Below are 25,629 nucleotides of genomic sequence, written 5' to 3'. Positions count from 1 at the left end.
ATATCTGGAGTACAAAAGTAGTGAAATTTTGCAACTATACAATCCAATTTTTAAATAACCTAAGTGCTAAAAAATCAATCAATCCTTCATACTACATAAAATCAATAATTTAAAAAACTTAGACTACAAATTATTGTTCTATAAAAAAAGAGCGGTTTATAATTATAAATCGCTCTTTCATATCGTATCTATAACTTCTTATTTTCCGCCTACCAATAACACAAATGAGTTATTAGACACAGGAGAAACGTTATATTCTCTTATTCCATCTATTGTTTCCAGATATTTTTCTGCTTCAGAAAAAGCAGTTTCCATAGCACTTCTACCTGAATTCTCTTTTACAGAAATAGTCTTAGACATAAACCCTCCATCAACAAACTCAACTGTTATTTTCCATTTTCTTACAGAATGAAAACTTCTAGTTTCAGCTATCTTTTTTGTTTTTTTATTTTGTGGTTCTGTTTCATCATCTCCATTCACAGATGACATTGTTTTTATGTTTTTCAAAACAGTTACCAGATTATTTTCTCTGGCATTCGCTTGAACAGCTATTAAAAAACTAAGCACCAATACTATTTTCTTGTTTATATTTTTCATTTTAAAAAAATAATTAAGATTTTTTCTACAGTGCAAATATCAGAAGGCTTCTCTCTTTCTAACATACCAATACCAGTGAAAATTCTACCCCCTTTTTTCAGTGAAGGGTACTATCACAAAATCTGATAAACGGTTATTTTTTATCGTTATCACGCAACCATCAACTCAAAAACAACTGAAAACCAATCAATTACTCTTAAAGAATCAAATACACAAAAATGAAATGTAAAATTTACCACAAAGAAAGTATGGTTTATCGCAAATAAATAGGTATTCACAATGTCATTAGAAAATTAAGTTGATATTTAAACTCTAAAACAAATTTATCCAATGTACTTTCTTTCTGAAAGTGAGTAAGAAGAAATTCCTTGGATAAGGAATTAAATAGATAATTTAAATTGTTGCGGAGTCATCATTTCTAATTTCTTAAACTGACGATTAAAATAACTAACATTATTAAATCCTGACTTAAAAGCTATTTCTGAGATCAAAAGTTTTTTATTTTGCTTTATCAGCCTTTTTGCAAATTTAATTTTCTCTGCATTCAAATAGTCTATAGGAGATACCCCAAGTGTATTTTTAAATTTTTTATGAAAGTTTGACGTACTCATATATGCTTTATTCGCAAGAAAATCTACCGTTATATTCTTATTTGTCAAATTATCTTTTATATACTTAACAACCATTCCTATTCTAGTATCTGTAAACACTCCATTACAATCATTTAGAATACTGTTTTTAGCTTTTGTCTGCAACAACCTTACAATCAATTCCTGAATCATTAAATCTAACAAAACATCTTTTGATTGACAGTTATCTAAAAAAGTATACACCAATCGTTCTATCAAAACACTAACCTCTTTGTTATTGGTTAAGTGCGAAGCACTTGTATCAATACTCCAATCATTATTTTCAGCTTCAATTGCAACTCTTTGATTAAACCTACTAGCAACTTCTTTTATTTTATCTGAATCTATACCAAGAGCTAAACATCTGGTAGGAGCATTCTGTGTAGCCAACGGAAAATCTATGACCATTTCCATATTTGTAGGCATCACAACGGATTCTCCAGGAAAAAAATCAAAAGACGGCATCCCCTCAATATGCATTATTTTTTTACCACAAAGCATGCTGGCAATAATTGGAAAATCAAACTTTAAAGACACCTCTTGTGCATAAGCATGTGTCTCATATATATTAAGCTCTGTATAATCTGCACTATATGTTGTTCTATTTTCTACAAGTGTAGTTAGTTTTCTTTTTGTTATATGTTTTTTTAGTAATTGTGACATAACCTAAATGTACAAAAAAATCAAGAGTATTTGTTTAATTGATATTTTTGTGCAAGTTAATAATAGAAATGTACCATGAATAGATAGGATTGTTATATAATTATATAGAACTGTTCAATCGCTTAATTTGATTATATGATAATTTTGTTTATACGAAATTATCAAATCGTTAATAAATTAACTAAACAGTCATGAAAAAATTAACTACAAAAACAATAGTGCCATTTCTCTCTACAAAAACAGTTTATACCTAAGAGACAAACCTCTAGTAAACTAAGATAGGTTTACAATCTATACAAAACACTTCTTACCTCATAAGCGTTTGGATTCTTTTTTCTAAAAAAACTCAGAATCCTTTTAACCATTGGTACTATTATTAATACTAAAAATTAAAAATAATGAGTTATTCAAAACCCATATTTAAAGAAAAATACGAAAATTTTATTAACGGAAAATTTGTTGCACCCCTAGATGGTGAATACTTTGAAAACACATCTCCTATAGATGCAAGTCATATTTCCAAATACCCTAGATCAAAAAAAGAAGATGTTGATTTAGCTGTTGAGGCTGCAAACAATGCAAAAGAGGCATGGGAACACACCTCTGCTACAGAAAGAGCAACATTACTTAATAAAGTAGCCGATATCATTGAAGCAAATCTAGAAGAATTTGCCTTGGTAGAAACCTGTGACAATGGTAAACCTATTAGAGAAACAATCAATGCAGACATACCACTCTGCGTAGATCATTGGCGTTATTTTGCTTCTTGCATTAGAGCTGAAGAAGGTTCTGCTACAGAATTAGACGCGAATACATTATCAATGAATATAAAAGAACCTCTGGGGGTAATAGGGCAAATAATTCCTTGGAATTTCCCACTCCTAATGTTATCATGGAAATTGCCACCTGCACTAGCAACCGGTAATTGCGTCGTACTAAAACCAGCAGAACAGACCCCTTCTTCTGCTACATTATTAATGGAAAAAATAGCAGATGTTTTTCCTCCAGGAGTCATAAATATTGTACATGGTTTTGGTCCAGAGGCAGGAAAACCATTAGCTTCTCATTCGATGATTGATAAAGTTGCTTTTACAGGAGAAACCACAACAGGGCAACTAATCATGCAATATTCATCTAAAAACCTTAACCCTGTAACTATGGAGCTAGGTGGAAAATCACCAAATATCTTCTTTAATAGTGTTATGGATCATGATGACAACTATCTTGATAAAGCAATCGAAGGCGCTGTACTCTTTGCTTTTAATCAAGGAGAAGTTTGCACCTGCCCTTCAAGATTATTGGTACAGGAAGACATATACGATGATTTTATAAAACGTGTAATTGCTAGAACAGAAGCAATTATACAAGGAAGCCCATATGATATCAATACAATGATAGGAGCACAAGCTTCTAATGATCAATACGAAAAAATTAAATCTTATTTTGATATCGGTAAACAAGAAGGAGCAAAAATATTAACTGGTGGAGAGGCTTCTATATTAGATGGTGATTTATCTAAAGGATACTATATAAAACCAACCATCTTAGAAGGGCATAATAAAATGCGCATTTTTCAAGAAGAAATTTTTGGCCCCGTACTGTGCGTTACAAAATTTAAAGATGAAGCTGAAGCGTTAGAGATAGCCAATGACACTCTTTATGGTTTAGGAGCTGGAGTCTGGACCAGAGACGCTCATCAACTATATAAAATTCCTCGTGCCATAAAAGCAGGTAGAGTATGGGTAAACTGTTATCATGCATACCCTGCACATGCTCCTTTTGGAGGATATAAAAAGTCTGGATTTGGAAGAGAAAATCACGCTATGATGCTTGGTCATTATCGCCAAACCAAAAACATGCTAATTTCTTACGACAAAAATAAACTTGGTTTCTTTTAATAACTTGATTTCAATTAGGGTCAAAACTTATTTTTTGACCCTTTTTCATTAAATATCAACACTTTATGCAACGAATTTCAATTACCAAAAAAGCTACAGAGATAGTTCAACATTTAAAATCACAATACGGTGACTTAATATTTCATCAAAGTGGAGGATGTTGTGACGGTTCTTCTCCTATGGTTTTTCAAAAAGGAGAAATGTATTTGGATGACAGCGATATCTTCTTGGGCGAAATTGAAGGTGTAGAATTCTATATGAATCAAGATCAGTTTGAATACTGGAAACATACCCATCTTACCATTGATATAACAGAAGGTAGAGGCGCCAGCTTTTCGTTAGAAATCCCATTAGGTTTACGATTTTTGATAAAATCCAGACTACTAACAGAAGAAGAAAACAATTTCTTCAACACCACTAAAGAATAACAACAGAACTCAAATAGAAACAATACCAGTTATACTTTGAATTTACTGTAAAAGAAAAAATCATATAATGATTATCAGTTAGTTAAAATTAAAAAGCACAAATAAAAGACAAGAAATAGTATAAATATTACCTAAAAAAATCAAAAAAAAAAATTGCTCATATAAATTTAATAGGATAACTGGAGCTGGGTAATATTTTTCTATTATCAATTTTCTTCTACATATATAATGTCAAAAAGATAATCATTTGCAAGTCTATATTCTCCAACAATAAAATAAGTATTTGAATTAATGTAATTTTTAATATTATATCTCATTTTATCAGAGATGCTCAATTTATCTTCTTTTTTTGTCAATATTTTCTTTTCAATTTTAGTTAAAATAGTAGGGAATCGAGTATTAGATTCAAGAAATTCAAGTGTTTGTAAAATAAATTTAGTTTTCTCAAAATCTTTTACTATGTCCTTATTGAGAACAGTAAATCTTAAGTTAAAATTATCAAATCCACTTAACTCTGACTCTATAGAGATATTTTTTTTAAAGTATGATTCATATTGACTTCTAATAATGGAATTATTGATAAAAGATTCTCTTTTTATATTTTTGATTGAGTCTTTAAAAATGTTTATGTTTTTCATTTCGTCAAACTTACTAGGAGTTACAATCTTTATTATATTTTTTTCATCATGAACAATAGATACAAGTCTATCTATGTATACCTGGCCTTCTCTTCCCCATTTTTGTGTATGGATATTTAGAGTATCATTCTTATAACCTTTTATGGATAATTTGCTATATGGACCCATTTCAAAATAATTGTAAATTGTAATAGTATCATCATTTAACTCAAATAAACATATATATAATTCATTTCTAGCCCAACGTTTTATACGTATAGTACCAAAGAAATCAGTTATGCCATTATCATTAAAATCTCCAATTGTATTTTTATTAAACTTAATGTCAGAAATTTTATATTTTTTTTGTTTTAAATAATCTGAAAAGCGCAAATGCAACTTACCTCTATTATGTTCGAAAAGAATTACATTACCATTATAAAGAGAATCAGTTATAGTTTTTTTTATATAATCTGCTTTTATTTCTTTTTGGCCGTAACAGAATAAGTAACCATAAAAAAAAACTAATAATAAAGTTTTTGATTTAATATGTTTGTTCATATTTGTTGCGTTAAGTTACTGATTTTAGATTTATTAAATGTTTTACCAATATTTCGCTTCCCATAATGAGATTCAAATCAATTGATAGATTCGGTTTCCATTTCGGTTTGGATGGAAAGTTAATTGCTTCCTTTTTTTATTAAATAGTTTATCAAATATTCCCATTCACTTTTTAATTTTAAAAAACTCAATAGCTTTTTTATCATCAATTACAATATGATCTGGTAATATGAAAAACTTCTTTAATCCATTTGTGTTTTAGAGATTGTTCTCTATTTAAAATTTTACCTGAAAAATCAACATCATTCCAAAGACATTCTTCTATACCTATTAATCCTACTTGGTAATTTACAAAACATACCTTTTTATTACACATTAAAGCAAAAAAAAGACCGTTATAAAAACGGTCTTTTTAGTATATTAAAAATAGTGTGAGAACTAGTTCCCTCCTTTTTCCATTTTAGCTTTAAGGTCAGCTAGAGCATCAATATCTCCAAGCGTAGTCTTTTCTGCTGAACTAGCAGAAGCTTTCTTAGCCGCTTGTTTTACGATCTTAGCCTCTTCTTCTTTAAATAAAGCTGTATGAGAAGCTACCACTCTTTTGAATTCTTTATTGAATTCAATAATTTGGAATTCTGCCTCATCACCTTTTTTCAATTTGCTACCATCTTCTTTTTCAAGATGACGTGACGGTACAAATGCAATGATATCCTCGTTAAAATCAATTGTAGCACCTTTGTCTACAATCTCTCCAATTTGAGCAGTATGCTTAGTTCCTACAGCAAATTCTGCTTCATATTTATCCCAAGGATTATCCTCTGTCTGCTTATGTCCTAGACTTAACTTACGTCCTTCAACATCTAATTCAAGAACTACTACATCTAGTGTATCTCCAACATTTGTAAAGTCTGATGGGTGCTTAATTTTCTTAGTCCAAGAAAGGTCTGAGATATAAATTAAACCATCAATACCTTCTTCTAGTTCAACAAATACACCAAAATTAGTAAAGTTACGTACAATACCACTATGCTTAGAACCTACAGGGTACTTAGTAGTAATATCAGTCCAAGGATCTGGAGTCAATTGCTTGATACCAAGAGACATTTTACGCTCTTCTCTATCCAAAGTAAGAATTACAGCTTCTACTTGATCTCCAACTTTCACAAAATCTTGTGCAGATCTCAAGTGAGTTGACCAAGACATTTCTGATACGTGAATTAATCCTTCTACTCCTTCTTCTACTTCGATAAATGCTCCGTAATCAGCGATTACAACAACTTTACCATTTACTTTATCACCTACTTTAAGTTCTTTATCAAGAGCTTCCCATGGGTGTGGCTTCAATTGCTTAAGACCTAATTGAATTCTAGTCTTAGCCTCATCAAAGTCTAAGATTACAACATTCAATTTCTGATCTAGCTCAACAATCTCATTAGGGTGGTTGATTCTAGACCAAGAAAGATCTGTAATATGAACTAATCCATCAACTCCTCCAAGATCAACAAATACACCGTAAGAAGTAACATTCTTAACCGTACCTTCTAATACCTGACCTTTTTCTAATTGACCAATAATTTCTTTCTTCTGCTCTTCGATATCTGCTTCGATAAGCGCTTTATGAGATACAACAACGTTTTTGAATTCATGGTTAATTTTTACCACTTTGAATTCCATAGTTTTACCTACATACGCATCATAATCTCTAATTGGCTTCACATCGATCTGAGAACCTGGCAAGAATGCTTCTATACCAAATACATCAACGATCATACCTCCTTTGGTTCTACACTTTACAAAACCGTTTACGATTTCACCTGTATCATGTGCACCATTTACTCTATCCCATGCTTTGATTACACGAGCTTTACGGTGAGATAAAATTAATTGACCAGTAGCATCTTCACGCACATCAATTAACACCTCTACCTTATCCCCTACTTTTAAGTCTGGGTTATAACGAAATTCGTTTAATGAGATAACACCTTCACTTTTGGCATTGATATCAATAATAGCATCACGATCAGTTATATTAATTACTGTTCCGTCTACTACTTCATCATTTAGTGTATCTACGAAGTTCTCTGCAACTAGCTTTTCAAACTCTTCAAGTTTAGAGTCTGCGATTGGATCAATCCCTTCCTCATAATTGTGCCAGTTAAATTCTTTTAAAAATTGCTCAGGATTTGCTTGTTGTTGAGATTGAGCTTCTGCTTTTTTCTCTACTTCCTGAACGTCTGTGTTTTTTGTTTCTTCAGACATTGAAGATAAAGTTTGTATTCTGTACATTATTGAGGATCAACACGAAAACTATACAGAAGTATTAATTAAAGTTTTGTCTACACCCTTTTTAATCCTCTTATCCGCTAAAAAGGAGTGCAAAAATACAATTTAATTTATTAGAAAACAAAAGATTATATACATCTATATTCAGTTGTTTTTAATACTTAATAATTTCAAACTCACTTCTTCTATTAGTTTGATGATCTTCTTCTGTACAGACCTTACTATCACAATCTATAAGAGGTTCTGATTCTCCAAAACCAACAAATTGCATCCTTCTAGCATTTACATACCCTACCAAAGCGAGATAATTACGCGTAGACTCTGCTCTTTTTGTAGATAAAACCTGATTATATGAATCTGTACCCCTACTATCTGTATGTGATGCTATTTTTATATAAACCGTTTTATAACGTTCTAATTTTAATGCTAATTTATCCAGTACTTTTTTAGAATCAGCTCGAATATTCCATTTATCATAATCAAAATAAATAGGTGGCATATCAAAATAAAGCTTTCCATTCTTTTCTATAACTGGTGGCCCATCTTTATCCGCCAAAAGAACATCTCTTAATTTGATTTTTTCAATCTCTTTCTTTTTACTACTAGAATCAGAATCATTAATTCTCGTTATTTCTTTTATACGCACACTGTCATTTACCTTTACCCGATCATAAACCCTTCTATCCTCTTCAGTAATTGACACATCTTCTTCTTTTTCTTTATTTATTTCTCTATCCAAATAAATCACATAAGTTTCCTCTTCTTTTTCTTTTATCACCAAAGGCTTAGTTCTTGTTTTATACCCTTCTGCCGAGGCTTTAAAATTATACCTCCCTGGAAAAATCTGTAAATCAAAAGATGCTATTGTATCCAATTGACTCTCATATATTTTTTTGTTATCATTATCATATAAAACAGCATTAGAGTTTGCTATATAATTATCTGTCGCATAGTCTTTGATTTCAAATCGTGCTCGATATTCACGAGGGAAAATATTACCTACTTGAGAAAACGAATAAATATCGTCTGACATCTTCTTACGATTAGAGGCAAAAAAACCATCTGTTTCATTATAGTACGTAAGAGAAAAATCATCGTAACTAGAATTAATTGGAGCCCCTAAATTGATAGGGGTAGCAAAATCTGTCTCTTGTTTTTCTGATACAAAAATATCCATCATCCCTAAACCAAGATGACCATTTGAAGAAAAAAACAAATTACCAGCTGTAGATATAAATGGAAATTGTTCTCTATTCTCTGTATTAATAACAGAACCAAGGTTTACAGGTTCGCCATACGTATCATCTTCATTCACATCAACATAATAAATATCAAAACTACCATAGCCTCCAGGCATATCTGAACTAAAATATAACTTAGAACCATCTTCGCTCAGTGCTGGGTGCTCTATAGAGTAATTCACATTATTAAATGCTAACTTTTGTGGTGAACTCCATTTTCCATTCTCTTTTGTAGTTTTATATAAATGAATGGCATTATGTCTAATACTATCAAATTTCTTTTTTCCTTTTTCAGAATTACTTCTAGACAAATACATCGTATTACCATCTGCAGTAAAACAAAAATTACCTTCATGTAATTTGGAGTTGATTTCTTTTGAAAGAGCTTCTACCTCAGAAGTAGAAATATTATCCTTTCCTACACCAACTTTATATATATCTAAAAAAGGACGATGAGTCCATTTATAGTTTTTATCCAGAAGACTATTAGGGTTTCTATCTGTCGTAAAATATAATGTATCTCCTTTTTTTACAGCTCCAAACTCTGAAGCTTCAGAATTAAAACGAGTTCTTTTTATTGTATAATCATCTTCTTTTAACTTGAAATCTTCTATTACAGAAATAGCACTAGAGGTATTATACTCTTGTATTCCTAGATTAGTTTTATATAGAGAAAGATAATTTATAGATTTTTCATATTCACCTAGTGCAGAGAGCACATGAAACATCATAAAATTATAAGAGTTATCATATGATTTATCTTTATCATAAAATTTACCAGAAGTAAGCACCTTTAAGTATCTATATGCTTTTCTAAACTGATATGTATTATAATATGAGGTCGTTATATGATTAAGAATATGCTTTGTATATCCTTGTTGATTTAACTCCTCTTCATACTGCATCGCAGCATTGATATAATCTCCTTTTTCAAAAAAACGATCTGCCCTACTTTTTCCTTGTGAAAAAACAACCTGAGCAAGTAATACGGTTAGTGTGAATATTATTTTGGTTTTCATCGTCTAGAAAAATCTTGGTGAAGAATATTTATTACTAAGGTTAAGGAGATCAAAATTAAATAGTAGTGCAACTTCATGACTACCATTATTATATCCACTTAACTCACTAACACTAAAATCATAAGAATAGCCAATTTTAAGATTTTGTGTAATATTAAAACCCGCCAAGGCAATAAAAGAATCTGTATACCTGTAAGACACTCCTAATTCAAATTTATCATAAATCAATGAATTAAGAGAGAGATCAAAAGTTAGAGGAGAATCTACTACCTGTTTAATTACTACAGATGGTTTTAATTTTACCTCATCTACAAAATCAAAAACATACCCCGCTACACCGTATATATGTGTTTTGGTCTGAGCCACTCCAACACCATCAATATCGATATCACTAGGAAGCAAGTTTGGAGAGGAAATCCCAGCATAAAAATTATGTGTAAACAAATACAATCCTGCCCCTATATTTAATTGCGTAGTGGATGTGTTATCAATAAATGCAGGATCTGATGCAACATCAGAACCAGAAGGATCTATTTTCAAATTATTAATCCCTGCTTTTAATCCATATGATAATCTAGTTTGCTCAGAAATTCTTGTTATATAAGCAAAATCAACATTTACATAATTGTTATTTACTGGTATCGCATCACCTATTCGATCATTCACATAATTTACACTTAACTCAATATTCTCACTCATAGGAATATTAGCAAACACATTTGCTGTTTGCGGTGACCCTTCTATACCTGTCCATTGCTTACGAAACAAAAGTCCTGTTGAAATCAAACCACTCTGACCAGTAGCATAAGCTGGGTTTACAGTACTCATATTATACATATACTGTGAGTATTGTGGGTCTTGCTGTGCATAGGTTATTGAACAGAAAACCATACACATAATAAAAATTCTTTTTAAATTCATTGGTTTTATCTACTTAAATAGAAACTTCCTTGTATTGGTAAATTATTTTCAAAATTGGGAGTGAATATATAGAAGTATATTCCAGATGGTAAGTCATCTCCTAATCGCACAGACACATTACTTTCTCCTCTAAATTCATCTGTATTATTGTTTCCTTCATAGACAAGGCTACCATATCGGTTGTAAATTTTAAGATCATACTCTGGAAATGCTTCTGGAATATTATACACCCCTTCTATCAATAAATCAAACGTATCATTTTGATTATCTCCATTAGGAGAGACTCCATCTTGAAAATCTAAGGTACATAACTCTCCATTTGTAAATCTTTCTCCTGTATTGAGGATTTTTATCCAAACTTCGAGACGTTCTGATTCACAATTATCAGTATCAACCGTAGCTATATAATATTTTTGATTATCCAAAAGTATCGGATTATCTACTATAGGCATTTCACTTTCTTGCGTTTCATACCAGTTATAATTTAGAACATCTACTTCTATATCTTCTAATTTTGCCGCATCTAGAATACAAAATTCTTGCGTTGGTACAACGGGCATTGGTAGATCAACAATCTGAACTGCAACATTCAACGATGATTGATCGCATGGTAATGCATTTTCAAGCACATATCTGTAATTATAAATATTATTGGTAAGCGTTTCAAAATTAACTATCCCGTCTTGGCTAAGAGCTCCTGTATTATCTGTATCTTCAAATACTCCAGTTCTTGGCGTATCTCTATCCAACAAAGAATATAGATTCACACTACCATCAATTTTACAAAAAGTTTCACTTCTATCATTACCTATCACAACAGGTTCTACAATAGAAATCGAGACAACAGATTCATCTGGTGTATTACACCCTAAATTACCAGATACAGTATAAATATAATCTCCTTCTCCTAGAATAGGAAGTGTATAGTCATTTATATCAAAAACACCTAAATGATCTGTAGAAACATACCCGAATGGACCTGTCCATATTCCCGTAGGATCAGGGGTTCCCTCTAAAAGACTAAAAAGAGTTACCTTACGATTATCAGAACACACAACTCCAGTTGCATCTTCTCCTGCATCAGGTTCTTTATATACAGAAAACTCAAGTATTGCACTATCAGAACATCCTGAAGGGTGAGTTGTTGTATGTGTAAACGAAAAATTCTGAGGAGTAATCATACCAGAAGGAAGAGTGAAAATATCATTTACCACTACTCCTCCATTACTAGTATCAGTCCAAACACCTGTTGCGATTGAACTTCCATTATCTCTCAATAGACTTCGTAAACTAACCTCGCCATTATTAAATGTTTCGCACAAATGAACTCCAGAAGTATCTTCTCCTGCATAATTAAAATCAAGAACATCTAAGATTACCAATGTAGACAAGCTAGAGCACGGGTTAGAATCATTTAGCGAAGGACTACATACCGAACCTCCGTATAGCGTTTGAATCCCGTATGCACTACAATCTTTATCAGGAGTAACAGTATATCTAAATTCATACCTTCCTGGAATAGCATCATTAAGGTCTATCTTACCTAAATGTTCTTCAGTACTTAGAGCGCCATCTGTATTAAGCTGAAGATTTAAATCTGTAGCTCCTACAGGCCTACTTTCTAAGGTCCAAGCAGAATAATTCGTATATATATAATTAGGAGTAAACTCAAGTAAATCAAACAAGTCCATTTGTTCTCTTGTATCTGAAGCTGGACAAACCTCCTCAGGAGGAGATTTTTGTTGAAATGGTTTTAATTCTTCAAATATTCTGAATACTACTGTTGCTTCTGAACTTAGACAAACTGGAGACCTACTACCTACTCTATAAGTATATAAAAAAGCTACACACCCATAGCCTGGCGTATTTTGTGGTGAGGCCAAAAAAGCATCATACACCTCTTTTACATTAATTTGCGAATCTGTTGGGCTTGTAATTTGTTGACCATCTTGATCCCATTCTCCTCCATCATCTTCTTGATTAAGATATTGATCATCTCTAAGATCAATTACTTGATCCCAAGTACTTATATCACTTTCACAAATATTATATTCAGAAGCATAACCTGCAGACACAGGTCTTACTATGGTTATTTTTACATTTACTACTTCTGTAGCACAAGTACCCACACCACCAACAGTATATCTAAAAGTAAAATCCTTACTATCTATAGGAAAACCATTATTCTTTGCTATAGTAGCTCCAAAACTAGAACCATCTAAGATATACTCAGAAGCAGGTAAACTACCTGTATACTCCCATACTCCATTCAAATGAGGTAACGCCTCTCCTTGCCTAGATTCTAAGGTGTCAAATAAATCCAAATCGATTTCAATTCCTACAGAACAATCGTCATTGGTATCACAAACAGGAAAAAAACCAGTGGTGGCAGGAATCCCTGCATACGGTCCTAAAAAAAGTTGTACAACAACTCTTTCTCCTGATACACAAGAATTATTTTTTAAAGTGAAGAAATATTGATCGGAAGCATTTCTAAGCTTCCATAATCGGACTTCTCCAGATATATTATCAAGGGCAAAAGAGGCTGATTCCATACCAGTAGACTCCCATTCATCTCCTGCTTGAGGAGTAACTCCTGATTTTTGATACAAATTAATAATACCGTCTGGAGATCCATCAGTATCAAAATCAACATTTTCCATATCACATTGTTCTATAGTAATCAAACCAAGATTACATTGAGCATATCCCAATTGGGTAACAAGACATAGAACTAGTATGGCCAGTAGCAGTTTTACAAAATATTTCAACGTTGTGTACTTTATTTTAAATTATAAAAAAAATGACATACAGATACATTCTTACATTTTACAGTATACTTGTAAGATGTATAATTAGGGTGGGATAATATGGCCGCAAATATATATATTACATTCTACCTTCATAATGCATTAACTTTTTTTTAACGTTTCTGCAAATACAAAAGTTACGATCTTGATTTTAACACCTTAACAACATCTTCTAATGTATAGCCTTTTGCTTGTAGAAGTATTAAATAATGAAATAACAAATCTGCACTTTCATTCAAAAATAAGTCTTCATTATCATCCTTTGCTTCTATAACCACTTCTACTGCTTCTTCTCCTACTTTTTGCGCTACTTTATTTATTCCTTTCTTAAACAATGAGGCTACATAAGATGTTGAATCATCCGAATTTTCTTTTCTTGATTTTATTACCTCTTCAAGCGTTGATAAAAATCCATATGAAGATTTATTCTCCTCACTCCAACAAGTGTCTGAACCTTTATGACAGGTTGGTCCATTGGGATTTACAGTAATTAATAGTGTGTCATGATCACAATCATTTTTTATAGTCACCAAATTCAAAACATTACCACTTTCTTCTCCTTTGGTCCATAATCTATTCTTGGTTCGACTAAAAAAAGTGACTTTTTTAGTTTCTACTGTCTTATCATATGCTTCTTGATTCATATACCCAAGCATAAGTACATTCTTGGTAGATGCATCCTGAATAATTGCAGGAATTAATCCATCATTATTTTTGTTGAAATTTATCTTCATAATAGTTATAAAATTATCTTGATGGTTTTTGTACTATAGTTTTATTAGTCAACTCATTCATTTTTTGAATAAGATGTTCTTGATTTATAATCTTACAGGAATTTTGTTGTCTTTCAATTCTTTTTTTAAATCCATTATTTTTATTTCTTTAAAATGAAAAACACTTGCTGCCAATGCCGCATCAGATTTCCCTTTCTTGAATGTATCTACAAAATGTTGCATATTTCCAGCTCCTCCAGAGGCTATTATTGGAATAGTAAGCTCTTCTGACAACTTAGATAATGCTTTATTAGCAAAACCATCTTTGGTGCCATCATGATCCATTGAAGTGAATAATATTTCTCCAGCCCCTCTTTCTTGCACCTCTTTTGCCCAAATAAATAAATCCAGTTCTGTCTGTTCTTTTCCTCCTACCAAATGTACTTTCCATTTATTATTGATCTGCTTTGCATCAATAGCAACAGTAGTACATTGTGAACCATATTTCCCTGCCAGATCATTAATTAATTTAGGATTTTTGACGGCTGAGGAGTTTATGGATATTTTATCTGCACCGTTTTGCAACAAAACATCAACATCTTTAATAGAAGAAATCCCACCACCTACTGTAAAAGGTATATTTACTTTTTCTGCCACTCTAAGTACTAGATTAGCCAAGGTTCTGCGCTTTTCCTCGGTGGCCGAAATATCTAAAAAAACCAATTCATCTGCCCCCGCTTTTGAGTACACCTCTGCAAGCTCTACTGGATCTCCAGCATCTTGTAGCCCTACAAATTTCACTCCTTTTACTGTTCGCCCATTTTTGATATCTAAACAAGGTATAATTCTCTTTGTTAACATATGCTTTATTTTATCTTTTACCCCTACTTTTTAATTAGTCAAGGGGGTTACAAAAGCTTTACTGCTTTTGATTTACAATATAATTTTCTAACTGCTTCGGGGTAATCCTATTTTCATAAATCGCTTTACCTATTATTGTCCCTTCGCAACCTATTTCTTCTAGTTTAGGTAATTCATCAAATTCTGAGATACCTCCTGAAGCAATCAAGTTAAGACTCTTTGTTTCACTTAATATTCTTTGGTACAAATCAAATGAAGGACCAGATAGCATCCCATCCTTACTTATATCTGTACTAATTACATAAGAAACCCCTTGTTCTATATATTCTTTGATAAACGGTATCAATTCTTTATCACTTTCTTCTTGCCACCCGCTTACAGCTACTTTTTCATTGGTAGCATCTGCTCCCAAAATAATCTTACCTGCTCCATATTTCTGTATCCATGCTATAAAAGTATCTGGATTTTTTACAGCAATACTTCCTCCTGTTACTTGATTAGCACCACTCTCAAAAGCAATCCTAAGGTCCTCATCTGTTTTTAACCCTCCTCCAAAATCTATTTTTAAATTTGTTTTTGAAGCTATTTGTTCCAAAACCTTATGATTTACTATATGTTTAGATTTTGCCCCATCTAGATCTACCAAATGAAGATACTCTATTCCATGTGCTTCAAATTCTTTAGCTACCTCCAATGGGTTTTCGTTATATATTTTCTTGGTGGCGTAATCTCCTTTGGAAAGTCGTACACATTTCCCCTCGATAATGTCTATTGCTGGTATTATTCTCATTGGTTAATTTATTTTCAGAGTCTTAATTGTTGTTATTTTTATAATGTCAAAAAATTCTTTACTATTTTAGAACCTATATCACTACTTTTTTCTGGATGAAATTGGGTTCCATAAAAATTATCTTTATGTAAGGCCGTACTATAGGTTACTCCATAATTTGTTTGTGCAATTGTATCATCTATAATAGGAGCATAATAACTATGTACCAAATAGATATATTCTTTTTCTTCTACTCCATCAAATAATGGTGATTTTAATGATTCTATTTGATTCCACCCTATTTGTGGCACTTTGACATTTGTACCAAAACGAGTGATATTTACATCAAATATCCCCAACCCTTTGGTATTTCCTTCTTCTGTATGATTACACATAAGTTGCATTCCCAGACAAATTCCCAGAACTGGTTGTTTTAGCTTAGGAACAATAAGATCTAAACCCGATTCTTTTAGCTTATACATAGCACTACTTGCTTCTCCTACTCCAGGAAAAATAACTTTATCTGCTCTCATAATTTCTTCTGGATCACAACTGAGAATTGCTGTATATCCCAGCCTTTCTATTGCAAATTTTATGGATTGGATATTTCCTGCCCCATAATCAATAATTACTATTTTCATTTTATCATATTCCCAACTAATTTAGGGATGTATTAATTATTTTTTTACTCTTATTCTAATCTTAATTTTAATCAAAAGCAGATCTATAATACCCCTTTTGTAGTAGGCAAAATCATTTTTTCAGGATCTCGTTTTACTGCTACCTTTATTGCTTTGGCAAAAGCCTTAAAAATTGCTTCGATCTTATGATGCTCATTAACTCCTTCTGCTTTTATATTAAGGTTTGCTTTGGCTCCATCTGTAAATGATTTAAAAAAATGAAAAAACATTTCTGTTGGCATTGCTCCTATCATTTCTCTAGAAAATTCTGCTTCCCATACTAGCCAGTTACGTCCTCCAAAATCAATAGCTACTTGTGCCAAGCAATCATCCATAGGCAAACAAAAACCATAGCGTTCTATTCCCAATTTATTACTCAAGGCATTACTAAACACTTCTCCTAGGGCAATTGCGGTATCTTCTATAGTATGATGCTCATCAACCTCTAGATCTCCTTTTACCTTGATATCTAGATCCATTTGACCATGACGAGCAATTTGATCCAACATATGGTCAAAAAACTGTATCCCTGTATCAATATTACTTTTTCCACTTCCATCTAGATTCAACTTGATATAAATATCGGTTTCATTGGTTTTTCTAGCAATTTCAGCAATTCGATTTTTTAGTTTCAAAAATTCATATATCTGTTGCCAATCGTTACTTTCTAATGCTATAGAATTATTGAGTTCTTCTTGCTCAATAGTAATTTCTCCTGTACCTAGATTTGTATTGTCATTAATAAAAATCCCTTTGCTACCCAAGTTTTTAGCTAGCTCCATGTCTGTCAAGCGATCGCCTATCACAAAAGAATTCTCTAGATCATATTCATCTGAAAAATAATCGGTTAATAAACCTGTCCCTGGTTTTCTAGTATTTGCATTTTCATGCGGAAAAGTCCTGTCTAAAAAAACTTTATCAAAATGTACTCCTTCGTTTTCAAAAGATGTGATAATAAAATTATGTACTGGCCAAAAAGTTTCTTCAGGAAATATATCTGTTCCTAAACCATCCTGATTGGTTATCATTACTAATTCATACTCTAGCTCTTGGGCTATTTTCCCCAAAAAAGTAAATGCTTTGGGGTAGAATATCATTTTTTCGAATGCATCTATTTGCTCATCTGCTGTTTCTTTTATAATGGTTCCATCTCGGTCAATAAATAACACTCGTTTTTTCATCTGTTTATGTATCATGTTATATTCTTTACTTTCAATCAATTTTTATAACTGTTTGATCACTTCTATTAGTTTGTTGTTTTCATCTGGAGTTCCTATTGTAAATCGAAGTGTACTCTCACATAATGGCTGTGTGCTTCTATTGCGAACCACAATACCTTGTTTCATCAACTGATCATATCTTTTGTTGGCATCATCTACTCGTACTAGTAGAAAATTAGCTTCGCTTTGAAATATTTTTTCCACAAAATTTATTGTTGACAATGCTTCCTGAAGTTTCTCTCTTTCTTGCTGTATTAGGGTTATTTCTCTTTGAATCTGGTCTTTTTTCACAATTCTTTCTATTGCTTTTTCCTGTGTTAATGAATTCACATTATAAGGAGGCTTAATTTTACTTAATACCGCTATTATTTCTTCTGAAGCATAGCAAATCCCTAATCGGATACCTGCTAATCCATAGGCTTTAGACAAGGTTTGTGTTACAATAAGATTAGGGTATTTATCTAAACTATCTATCCAGCTTTTTTTATCTGCAAAATCAATATATGCTTCATCAATAACAATCATTCCATTAAAAGACTGAAGAAGTTTCTCTATACGTTCTACCTCGATCAAATTTCCTGATGGATTATTAGGAGAACATATAAACAATAGTTTGGCAGTATGATTTGCTTGGGTCAAAATAGTTTCTACCTCTGGCTGAAAATCACTATTTAAATTTATTCGTTGCTCTTCTATATTATTGATATTTGCCAATACTGTATACATACCATATGTAGGAGGTAGTGTAATAATACTATCAATCCCAGGTTCGCAAAATGCTCTAAATATCAAGTCTAACACTTCATCACTACCATTACCCATGAGTATATTTTTCTCTGATAGTTGTTTTTGTTTGGCGACTATTGTTTTCAAACTTGTCTGATTTGGATCGGGATATCTGTTTACTCCATTTTGGTACGGATTCTCATTGGCATCTAAAAAAATCATGTCTTGACCAACACCTGTAAACTCATCTCTAGCCGAACTATAGGCCTGTAATCCCATTATATTTTTACGAACTAATTGTTTTATATCTAGCTTATTCATTTTTTAGATAATTATATATTACTTAAAACATCAGATACAATACTTTCTAATCTCAATGTAACAGCATTTTTATGTGCCTGTAACCCTTCTGCTTCTGCCATAACCTCAATAGCTTTGCCTATTTTTTGAATTCCTTTTTTTGATATTTTCTGAAATGTTATTGCTTTCATAAAACTATCTAAATTAACTCCACTATATTGTTTTGCATATCCGTTGGTTGGCAATGTGTGATTTGTTCCTGAGGCATAATCACCTGCACTCTCTGGCGTATAATTACCAATAAAAACAGATCCTGCATTTTCTATTCTATTTATATAAAAATCTTCATTCTTTGTACATATAATAAAATGTTCAGGCCCATATTCATTTATCAACTCTATAGCTTGCTGATCATCTTCTATATAAATCAGTTTTGAATTGGTTATTGCCTCCTTGGCTATTTCTTTTCTAGGTAAAGCTTCTAATTGTATACTTACTTCTTTTTCTACCATATCTATTATATCTTGTGAAGTAGACACTAACATCACCTGACTGTCTTTACCATGTTCTGCCTGACTTAATAAATCTGATGCTACAAAGGCTGGATTAGCACTATCATCTGCTACTACCAATAATTCACTTGGTCCTGCTGGCATATCTATAGCAACTCCAAATTTTGTTGCTAATTGTTTTGCTACGGTTACATATTGATTTCCAGGGCCAAATATTTTATATACCTGTGGGATGGTTTCTGTACCAAAGGTCATTCCTGCAATTGCCTGAATTCCTCCTACTTTATAAATATTGGTTACCCCACATAGGTCTGCAGTATACAAAACTGCTGGATGTATTTTCCCTTCTTTATTAGGAGGAGAACATAACACCACTTCTTTACACCCTGCTAAATTAGCAGGAACGCTAAGCATTAAAATTGTAGAAAACAATGGAGCTGTTCCTCCTGGGATATACAAACCTACTTTTTGAATGGGTCTTTTTTCTTGCCAACATTTGACACCATCTATTGTCTCTGTAGACACAATAGGTGTTTTTTGAGCTATATGAAAAGCCTCTATATTAGATTTTGCTAATTGTATGGCTTCTTTTAAATCATTGTTGATTTGCTTTTTGGCTTCTTCTATTTCTTTTGATGTGACCAAAACAGTATCCAGATTTACTTTATCATATTTCAAAGTACTTCTATTTATAGCTTGATCCCCTTCTTTTTTCACTTCATTAAAAACATTCAAAACTATTTCTTCTATATCTGCTACTGTTTGAGTAGGCCTTTTTAATATTTTGGACCAGGAATTTTTATCAGGATTGTATATCTTATTCATTTGCTCATATTTATCAAACACATACTAGTTATCTTTATAATACCATTTTCTCTATTGGACACACCAAAATTCCTTCTGCTCCTTCTTCTTTTAACTCATCTAGAATGTCCCAAAATTTATTCTTCTCTACAACTGTATGAATAGAACTCCATCCTTTTTCTGCCAAAGGCAATACCGTAGGGCTTCTCATTCCAGGTAATACTTTTACTATATCTTCTATTTTATCATTGGGGGCATTAAGTAATACATATTTAGAATTTCTGGCTTTTAATACCGCTTTGATTCTAAACTGTAATTTTTCTAGAAGTTTTGTATTTTCTTGTGTTATTTTTGGGGATACTGCAAGTACTGCTTCTGAGGTAAGCATAACTTCTACTTCTTTTAGATTGTTCTTAAATAAAGTACTTCCACTAGATACGATATCACAGATTGCATCTGCCAAACCTATATTAGGAGCAATTTCTACCGATCCTGATATCTGATGTAAATCTGCTGTAATACCTTGCTTATCCAAATACTCGTTTACTGTGTTGGGGTAAGAAGTCGCAATTCGTTTTCCTTGTAAATCTTTGATAGAATTATAACTAACATCTTTAGGGACTGCTAGAGATACTTTACACTTAGAAAAATTAAGACGCTCTACTATAGCAATATCTTTTCCTTTTTCGATTAACACATTTTCTCCGATAATTGCAATATCAACAATCCCATCTCTAAGATATTGAGGAATATCCCCATTTCTCAAAAACATGACTTCCATAGGAAAATTACGAGTTTGAGCTTTTAGTTGATCTTTACCATTATCGATAGAAATACCACAGTCTTTTAGTATTCTTACTGAGTCTTCATTGAGGCGTCCACTTTTTTGAATGGCAATTCTGATTTTTGACATCTATTTTTGTTATTATGCCTGACCAATTCAAAACAAGTTTTATAGGAAATGAAAAACCCGTTTGAATTACTCAAACGGGTTTTTATAGTATTGTGTTATGCACATATCATACTTACCACGCCTGAGCGAAAATGTAAGAATGATGATGATGTACAAAAATATTTTTCATTTTTTTCTTAAATACTTGGCTAATTTATAAAAAAAATAGTTTCCAGCACGCATTTCAACTTAATTTTTTGCTATTCACCTTTTTTCCTTAAATAATTTCATAGAATTTAAAGTCTGCAATAGGTTGATTCTAAACATTTTTATAACTTTAATAAACCAATACTAATCAACAACATATGAAAAGTTTACTCTCATTCTTTATTTTTCTATTATTTGCCTGGCTTGCAATATGGTGGTATTATTCATGTAGCTGGTGTGCAATAGATAGAAATGAAAATACGACTTTGGTCGAAAAAACACCTGATCCAGATGCTGAGGCTCTTGCAAAAAAAGCATATGACGATAGCATTGCTGCAATACTCAAATCTGCTATAGGGTTGTATATAAATGATGCTACAAATCAAAAGGTCTTTACATATCCAGAAAATCTAAAAATTAATAGTGCAAATGGTGATGTATTTATTCCTACTATTCTTCAAGGGTTCAGTAAAAACATTGCTGATTACTTAGGACAGCATCAAGACCAAGAATTAATCATTTCTGGATATGAGAACACTACTGAAAATAAAGATAGTACAGGTTTAGGTATCTCTAGAGCTAATTTTATCAAAGATATCCTAATCAATGCAGGAGTAAATGGAGATCGTATCATCACACAGGCTACACCAAAAGATTATATGTATTCTGATGATGGTAATTATAATGGTGGGATTGATCTACAATTTAATACACTAGATAAATCTAGACTTATAGAAGTAGAAAAAAGCATTGCAACCAGAACATTGTATTCTAATTTTGGAGAAAAAACTTTTAAACCAGATGCTACCTTATCTAATTATGCTCTTGAGCTTAAAAATTACCTAAATAAATATTCTGAAAAGTCTGTTTTGATTACTGGACATACTGATGATATTGGTAATGAAGAGTCTAATCTTTGGTATGGACAACAAAGAGCCAATAATGTAAGGGATTATCTTATCTCTCAAGGAATTTCTAAAGATAAAATCAAAGCTTTATCAAAAGGAGAATCCAATCCTATTGCTCCTAATGACAGTGAGGAGAATAGAACAAAAAACAGAAGAATAGAAATAATCGTAAACTAAAAAACATTACAACTATGTTAGATTTTTTTAATGAAGCAAACTGGTGGTGCTTATTATTGTTATTATTCCTAGCTTTTTTACTAGGATGGTTATTGTCAAAATGGGCTCTTAAAAATAAATACAAAAAAGCATTGGATGAGTGCGAGCAAGAAAATGCAGCTCTTAGAAATGTAAATTACGAAAAGGCTAATTCTACCTTTTCTAGTCAGAAGAGTAGTAATTCTGACATCAAAGCTATTAAAACCAGAGATCATGGTGGTGTGGCAGTTGATACAACCGAGACTCCTACATTGAATTTTGATAGTTTTGGAAAAGCAGATGCTTCTCAAAAAGATGATTTAAAACTTATCAGCGGCATTGGTCCTTTTATTGAGGAGAAATTAAACAGTATTGGTATCTATACTTTTGATCAAATTAGTAAATTCAACAGCGAAGATATTGAAACCGTAACCACACTTATTCAATTTTTTCCTGGTAGAATTGAAAGGGATCAATGGACAAAACAAGCAAAAACGCTTAATAATAAGTAGTATCCACTAACCATTTTACTACATAATTAAAGCCTTCATAAATTAATCATGAAGGCTTTTTTTATTGATTGTCAAAAATTTATTTAAATCTGTATTTAACTTTACAGTTTTTTAGCGTTTTTGACTTTGGTGTTTGTTACTGCAATTTTTAATACATCTTGCATGTCCTTTACATAATGAAATGTAAGCCCTTTTAGATATTCTGATTTTATTTCCTCTATATCACGCTTATTATCTTCACAAAGTAATATTTCTTTGATATGCGCTCTTTTGGCTGCCAGTATCTTTTCTTTAATCCCTCCTACAGGTAATACTTTACCTCTCAAAGTTATTTCTCCTGTCATTGCTAAGCTTTTCTTTACTTTGCGTTGTGTAAACAGAGAGACTAATGAGGTAAGCATGGTTACTCCTGCGCTAGGCCCATCTTTTGGTGTAGCACCTTCAGGAACATGTATGTGCACATTATAGTTAGTAAAAATATCAGGATTAATCCCTAACTCAACAGCATTTGCCTTGATATACTCCATAGCAATTGTTGCGGACTCCTTCATCACTTTCCCTAAGTTTCCTGTAATGGTAAGGTTTCCTTTTCCTTTAGATAAAATAGATTCTATAAATAAGATATCACCTCCTACACTAGTCCACGCCAAACCAGTCACTACCCCTGCTACATCATTATTCTCATACTTATCTCTTTCCAATTTTGGTACTCCCAGAATTTCAACCACATCTTCATTGCTAATTTTGACATTATACTCTTCTTCCATCGCAATATTCTTGGCAGCATACCTAACCATTTTGGCTATTTGTTTTTCTAAGCCTCTTACTCCAGATTCTCTAGTATATCCTTCTATAATTTTTTCTAACTGTGCTTTTCCTATCTTGATATGCGTCTTATCAAGACCATGCTCTTCTAATTGTTTTGGTAATAAATGTTGCTTTGCTATTTCTACCTTTTCTTCGATAGTATATCCTGTAACATTAATAATTTCCATTCTATCACGAAGTGCTGGCTGAATCGTTCCTAAACTATTGGAAGTAGCAATAAACATAACCTTAGACAAGTCAAATCCCATTTCTAAGAAATTATCATGAAACTCAGAATTTTGCTCTGGGTCTAAAACTTCCAATAATGCAGATGATGGGTCTCCTTGATTACCTACTGATAATTTATCTATCTCATCTAGTACAAAAACAGGGTTACTGGTTCCTGCCTTTTTAAGGCTTTGAATGATCCTTCCGGGCATTGCACCTATATATGTTTTTCTATGCCCTCGTATTTCGGCTTCATCTCTAAGACCTCCTAAGGATATTCTAACATATTCTCTACCCAATGATTCTGCAATAGATTTTCCTAATGAAGTTTTACCAACTCCAGGAGGGCCATATAAACAAAGTATTGGAGACTTCATATCATTTCGTAACTTCAATACAGCAAGGTATTCAATAATACGTTTTTTTACTTCATCCAAACCATAATGGTCTTTATCCAAAACTTTTTTAGCTCTTTTTAAATCAAATTTATCTGTACTAAACTCATTCCATGGTAAGTCTAAAAATAAATCTAAATAATTGCGTTGTATAGAATATTCTGCAACTTGGGGGTTCATACGTTGCATTTTGGCAAGTTCTTTATCAAAATGTTGACTTACTTTTTCGTCCCATTTTTTATCCTTACTACGCAAACGCATTTCTTCTATTTCATCTTCATGAGAAACGCCTCCTAGTTCTTCTTGAATTGTCTTCATCTGTTGATGCAAGAAATACTCACGTTGCTGTTGGCTCATATCATGCTGAACCTTACTCTGAATAACATTTTTGAGTTCCAGTTTCTGAAACTCTACATTCATGTATTTTAAGGTAGCTAGTGCTCTTTTCTTTAAATCACTGATTTCTAACAATTTTTGTTTTTCTTCTACAGGAAGATTCAAATTGGAAGACACAAAATTAATAAGAAAGGAATCACTCTCAATATTCTTTATAGCAAATGAAGCTTCTGAAGGAATTGTTGGGCTTTCTTTTATAATTTCTAATGCTAAATCTTTTATAGAATCAATTATAGCACTAAACTCCTTATTCTTTTTGGCAGGTCTTGCCTCTGGAACTTCTGTTACTTTTGCTTTTATATAAGGTTCTTCTTCTATAACTTCATCTAGATGAAATCGTTTTTTTCCTTGTAAAATTACAGTAGTATTACCATCAGGCATTTTTAAAACCCTCAAAATACGAGCAACTACACCTATTTGATTAATATCTTGTAAAGAAGGATTTTCTATACTTTCTTCTTTTTGAGAAACAACACCTATTGTTTTGTTTCCATTATTTGCATCATCAAGAAGTTTAATCGATTTATCTCTTCCTGCTGTAATCGGTATCACAACCCCAGGAAATAGCACCGTATTTCTTAAAGGTAATATAGGCAATACTTCAGGGAGTTCTTCTTTATTTATTTCTTCTTCATCCTCTGGTGTCATTAACGGAATTAATTCTGCATCCTCATCAATTCCTTGTAATGACAAACTGTCAAGCGTTGTAAATTTGGTTTTAGTCATAGGTATATATCAAAGTCATTTTGTCATTGAGACAAAACTACATTCTTTTTTAATTTTTAATAAAACTAAGCAATCCCTCTATAAAGTATTGAAAAAAAAAGAGTTTACTTA

The 25,629-nt window shown here is 32.0% G+C and carries 20 protein-coding genes; 4 read left to right on the top strand and 16 right to left on the bottom strand.

The window, feature by feature from the left end:
- Positions 1-198: 198 nt before the first annotated feature.
- Both DG508_RS12255 and DG508_RS12250 read right to left on the bottom strand, forming a co-directional pair.
- Positions 199-597: a hypothetical protein gene (locus DG508_RS12255; RefSeq protein WP_108868416.1), complete on the bottom strand. Its 399-nt coding sequence runs from the start codon at positions 595-597 to the stop codon at positions 199-201.
- A 380-nt stretch (positions 598-977) separates the two neighbouring features.
- On the bottom strand, positions 978-1,889 hold the full coding sequence (locus DG508_RS12250) for an AraC family transcriptional regulator (protein WP_108868415.1): 912 nt from the start codon (positions 1,887-1,889) through the stop codon (positions 978-980).
- 398 nt (positions 1,890-2,287) lie between these two features.
- Between DG508_RS12250 and DG508_RS12245 the strand changes: the two genes are divergently transcribed.
- Positions 2,288-3,787: an aldehyde dehydrogenase family protein gene (locus DG508_RS12245; protein WP_108868414.1), complete on the top strand. Its 1,500-nt coding sequence runs from the start codon at positions 2,288-2,290 to the stop codon at positions 3,785-3,787.
- Between the two features lie 65 nt (positions 3,788-3,852).
- On the top strand, positions 3,853-4,215 hold the full coding sequence (locus DG508_RS12240) for a DUF779 domain-containing protein (RefSeq protein WP_108868413.1): 363 nt from the start codon (positions 3,853-3,855) through the stop codon (positions 4,213-4,215).
- Between the two features lie 206 nt (positions 4,216-4,421).
- Here DG508_RS12240 and DG508_RS12235 read toward each other — a convergent pair whose 3' ends face one another.
- The 13 genes from DG508_RS12235 to hisG all read right to left on the bottom strand — a co-directional run bounded on the left by DG508_RS12235 (position 4,422) and on the right by hisG (position 21,165).
- Positions 4,422-5,393, bottom strand: a complete 972-nt coding sequence (locus tag DG508_RS12235) for a hypothetical protein (protein ID WP_108868412.1) — start codon at positions 5,391-5,393, stop codon at positions 4,422-4,424.
- A gap of 438 nt (positions 5,394-5,831) precedes the next feature.
- The gene (gene rpsA / locus DG508_RS12230; protein ID WP_108868411.1) at positions 5,832-7,652 is read right to left on the bottom strand and encodes a 30S ribosomal protein S1; all 1,821 of its coding nucleotides are present in this window, start codon (positions 7,650-7,652) and stop codon (positions 5,832-5,834) included.
- 178 nt (positions 7,653-7,830) lie between these two features.
- A complete protein-coding gene (locus DG508_RS12225; RefSeq protein WP_108868410.1) occupies positions 7,831-9,936 on the bottom strand; it encodes an OmpA family protein in 2,106 nt (701 codons plus the stop codon).
- A 3-nt stretch (positions 9,937-9,939) separates the two neighbouring features.
- The gene (locus DG508_RS12220) at positions 9,940-10,857 is read right to left on the bottom strand and encodes a PorP/SprF family type IX secretion system membrane protein (protein ID WP_108868409.1); all 918 of its coding nucleotides are present in this window, start codon (positions 10,855-10,857) and stop codon (positions 9,940-9,942) included.
- 5 nt (positions 10,858-10,862) lie between these two features.
- Complete coding sequence (locus DG508_RS12215) at positions 10,863-13,628, bottom strand: gliding motility-associated C-terminal domain-containing protein (protein WP_108868408.1); 2,766 nt, start codon at positions 13,626-13,628, stop codon at positions 10,863-10,865.
- Between the two features lie 176 nt (positions 13,629-13,804).
- Complete coding sequence (hisIE, locus tag DG508_RS12210) at positions 13,805-14,401, bottom strand: bifunctional phosphoribosyl-AMP cyclohydrolase/phosphoribosyl-ATP diphosphatase HisIE (protein ID WP_108868407.1); 597 nt, start codon at positions 14,399-14,401, stop codon at positions 13,805-13,807.
- Positions 14,402-14,485: 84 nt separating this feature from the next.
- The gene (hisF, locus tag DG508_RS12205) at positions 14,486-15,241 is read right to left on the bottom strand and encodes an imidazole glycerol phosphate synthase subunit HisF (protein ID WP_108868406.1); all 756 of its coding nucleotides are present in this window, start codon (positions 15,239-15,241) and stop codon (positions 14,486-14,488) included.
- Between the two features lie 58 nt (positions 15,242-15,299).
- Positions 15,300-16,031 (bottom strand): 1-(5-phosphoribosyl)-5-[(5-phosphoribosylamino)methylideneamino]imidazole-4-carboxamide isomerase, encoded by a 732-nt coding sequence (gene hisA / locus DG508_RS12200; protein WP_108868405.1) that lies wholly within the window; start codon positions 16,029-16,031, stop codon positions 15,300-15,302.
- Between the two features lie 38 nt (positions 16,032-16,069).
- Entirely contained in the window at positions 16,070-16,651 is a 582-nt protein-coding gene (gene hisH, locus DG508_RS12195) for an imidazole glycerol phosphate synthase subunit HisH (RefSeq protein ID WP_108868404.1), read from the bottom strand.
- 83 nt (positions 16,652-16,734) lie between these two features.
- A complete protein-coding gene (hisB, locus tag DG508_RS12190) occupies positions 16,735-17,871 on the bottom strand; it encodes a bifunctional histidinol-phosphatase/imidazoleglycerol-phosphate dehydratase HisB (RefSeq protein ID WP_108868588.1) in 1,137 nt (378 codons plus the stop codon).
- A 42-nt stretch (positions 17,872-17,913) separates the two neighbouring features.
- Positions 17,914-18,957, bottom strand: a complete 1,044-nt coding sequence (gene hisC / locus DG508_RS12185; protein WP_108868403.1) for a histidinol-phosphate transaminase — start codon at positions 18,955-18,957, stop codon at positions 17,914-17,916.
- Positions 18,958-18,968: 11 nt separating this feature from the next.
- Positions 18,969-20,273 carry a histidinol dehydrogenase gene (gene hisD / locus DG508_RS12180; RefSeq protein ID WP_108868402.1) on the bottom strand — a complete coding sequence of 435 codons (1,305 nt, stop codon included), beginning with the start codon at positions 20,271-20,273 and terminating at the stop codon, positions 18,969-18,971.
- A 34-nt stretch (positions 20,274-20,307) separates the two neighbouring features.
- On the bottom strand, positions 20,308-21,165 hold the full coding sequence (gene hisG, locus DG508_RS12175; protein ID WP_108868401.1) for an ATP phosphoribosyltransferase: 858 nt from the start codon (positions 21,163-21,165) through the stop codon (positions 20,308-20,310).
- 344 nt (positions 21,166-21,509) lie between these two features.
- Between hisG and DG508_RS12170 the strand changes: the two genes are divergently transcribed.
- Entirely contained in the window at positions 21,510-22,436 is a 927-nt protein-coding gene (locus DG508_RS12170; RefSeq protein WP_108868400.1) for an OmpA family protein, read from the top strand.
- A gap of 14 nt (positions 22,437-22,450) precedes the next feature.
- Positions 22,451-22,966 (top strand): hypothetical protein, encoded by a 516-nt coding sequence (locus tag DG508_RS12165; RefSeq protein ID WP_108868399.1) that lies wholly within the window; start codon positions 22,451-22,453, stop codon positions 22,964-22,966.
- 101 nt (positions 22,967-23,067) lie between these two features.
- Here DG508_RS12165 and lon read toward each other — a convergent pair whose 3' ends face one another.
- On the bottom strand, positions 23,068-25,518 hold the full coding sequence (gene lon / locus DG508_RS12160; RefSeq protein ID WP_108868398.1) for an endopeptidase La: 2,451 nt from the start codon (positions 25,516-25,518) through the stop codon (positions 23,068-23,070).
- Positions 25,519-25,629 lie beyond the last annotated feature (111 nt).

Origin of the sequence: Aquimarina aquimarini (assembly GCF_900299535.1) — a bacterium.
GTDB lineage: Bacteria > Bacteroidota > Bacteroidia > Flavobacteriales > Flavobacteriaceae > Aquimarina > Aquimarina aquimarini.
Note: the sequence above shows the minus strand (reverse complement) of the source record. Positions and strands in the feature narration are given on the sequence as shown.

Excerpts from the sequence above, each read along its gene's own strand:
- DG508_RS12165 (WP_108868399.1), top strand. The coding sequence starts at position 22,451 with ATGTTAGATTTTTTTAATGAAGCAAACTGGTGGTGCTTATTATTGTTA.
- DG508_RS12220 (WP_108868409.1), bottom strand. The coding sequence starts at position 10,857 with ATGAATTTAAAAAGAATTTTTATTATGTGTATGGTTTTCTGTTCAATA.
- hisD (WP_108868402.1), bottom strand. The coding sequence starts at position 20,273 with ATGAATAAGATATACAATCCTGATAAAAATTCCTGGTCCAAAATATTA.
- DG508_RS12170 (WP_108868400.1), top strand. The coding sequence starts at position 21,510 with ATGAAAAGTTTACTCTCATTCTTTATTTTTCTATTATTTGCCTGGCTT.
- DG508_RS12250 (WP_108868415.1), bottom strand. The coding sequence starts at position 1,889 with ATGTCACAATTACTAAAAAAACATATAACAAAAAGAAAACTAACTACA.
- DG508_RS12240 (WP_108868413.1), top strand. The coding sequence starts at position 3,853 with ATGCAACGAATTTCAATTACCAAAAAAGCTACAGAGATAGTTCAACAT.
- DG508_RS12255 (WP_108868416.1), bottom strand. The coding sequence starts at position 597 with ATGAAAAATATAAACAAGAAAATAGTATTGGTGCTTAGTTTTTTAATA.
- hisB (WP_108868588.1), bottom strand. The coding sequence starts at position 17,871 with ATGAAAAAACGAGTGTTATTTATTGACCGAGATGGAACCATTATAAAA.
- rpsA (WP_108868411.1), bottom strand. The coding sequence starts at position 7,652 with ATGTCTGAAGAAACAAAAAACACAGACGTTCAGGAAGTAGAGAAAAAA.
- hisG (WP_108868401.1), bottom strand. The coding sequence starts at position 21,165 with ATGTCAAAAATCAGAATTGCCATTCAAAAAAGTGGACGCCTCAATGAA.
- hisH (WP_108868404.1), bottom strand. The coding sequence starts at position 16,651 with ATGAAAATAGTAATTATTGATTATGGGGCAGGAAATATCCAATCCATA.
- hisA (WP_108868405.1), bottom strand. The coding sequence starts at position 16,031 with ATGAGAATAATACCAGCAATAGACATTATCGAGGGGAAATGTGTACGA.
- lon (WP_108868398.1), bottom strand. The coding sequence starts at position 25,518 with ATGACTAAAACCAAATTTACAACGCTTGACAGTTTGTCATTACAAGGA.
- DG508_RS12235 (WP_108868412.1), bottom strand. The coding sequence starts at position 5,393 with ATGAACAAACATATTAAATCAAAAACTTTATTATTAGTTTTTTTTTAT.
- hisIE (WP_108868407.1), bottom strand. The coding sequence starts at position 14,401 with ATGAAGATAAATTTCAACAAAAATAATGATGGATTAATTCCTGCAATT.
- hisC (WP_108868403.1), bottom strand. The coding sequence starts at position 18,957 with ATGAATAAGCTAGATATAAAACAATTAGTTCGTAAAAATATAATGGGA.
- hisF (WP_108868406.1), bottom strand. The coding sequence starts at position 15,241 with ATGTTAACAAAGAGAATTATACCTTGTTTAGATATCAAAAATGGGCGA.
- DG508_RS12245 (WP_108868414.1), top strand. The coding sequence starts at position 2,288 with ATGAGTTATTCAAAACCCATATTTAAAGAAAAATACGAAAATTTTATT.
- DG508_RS12225 (WP_108868410.1), bottom strand. The coding sequence starts at position 9,936 with ATGAAAACCAAAATAATATTCACACTAACCGTATTACTTGCTCAGGTT.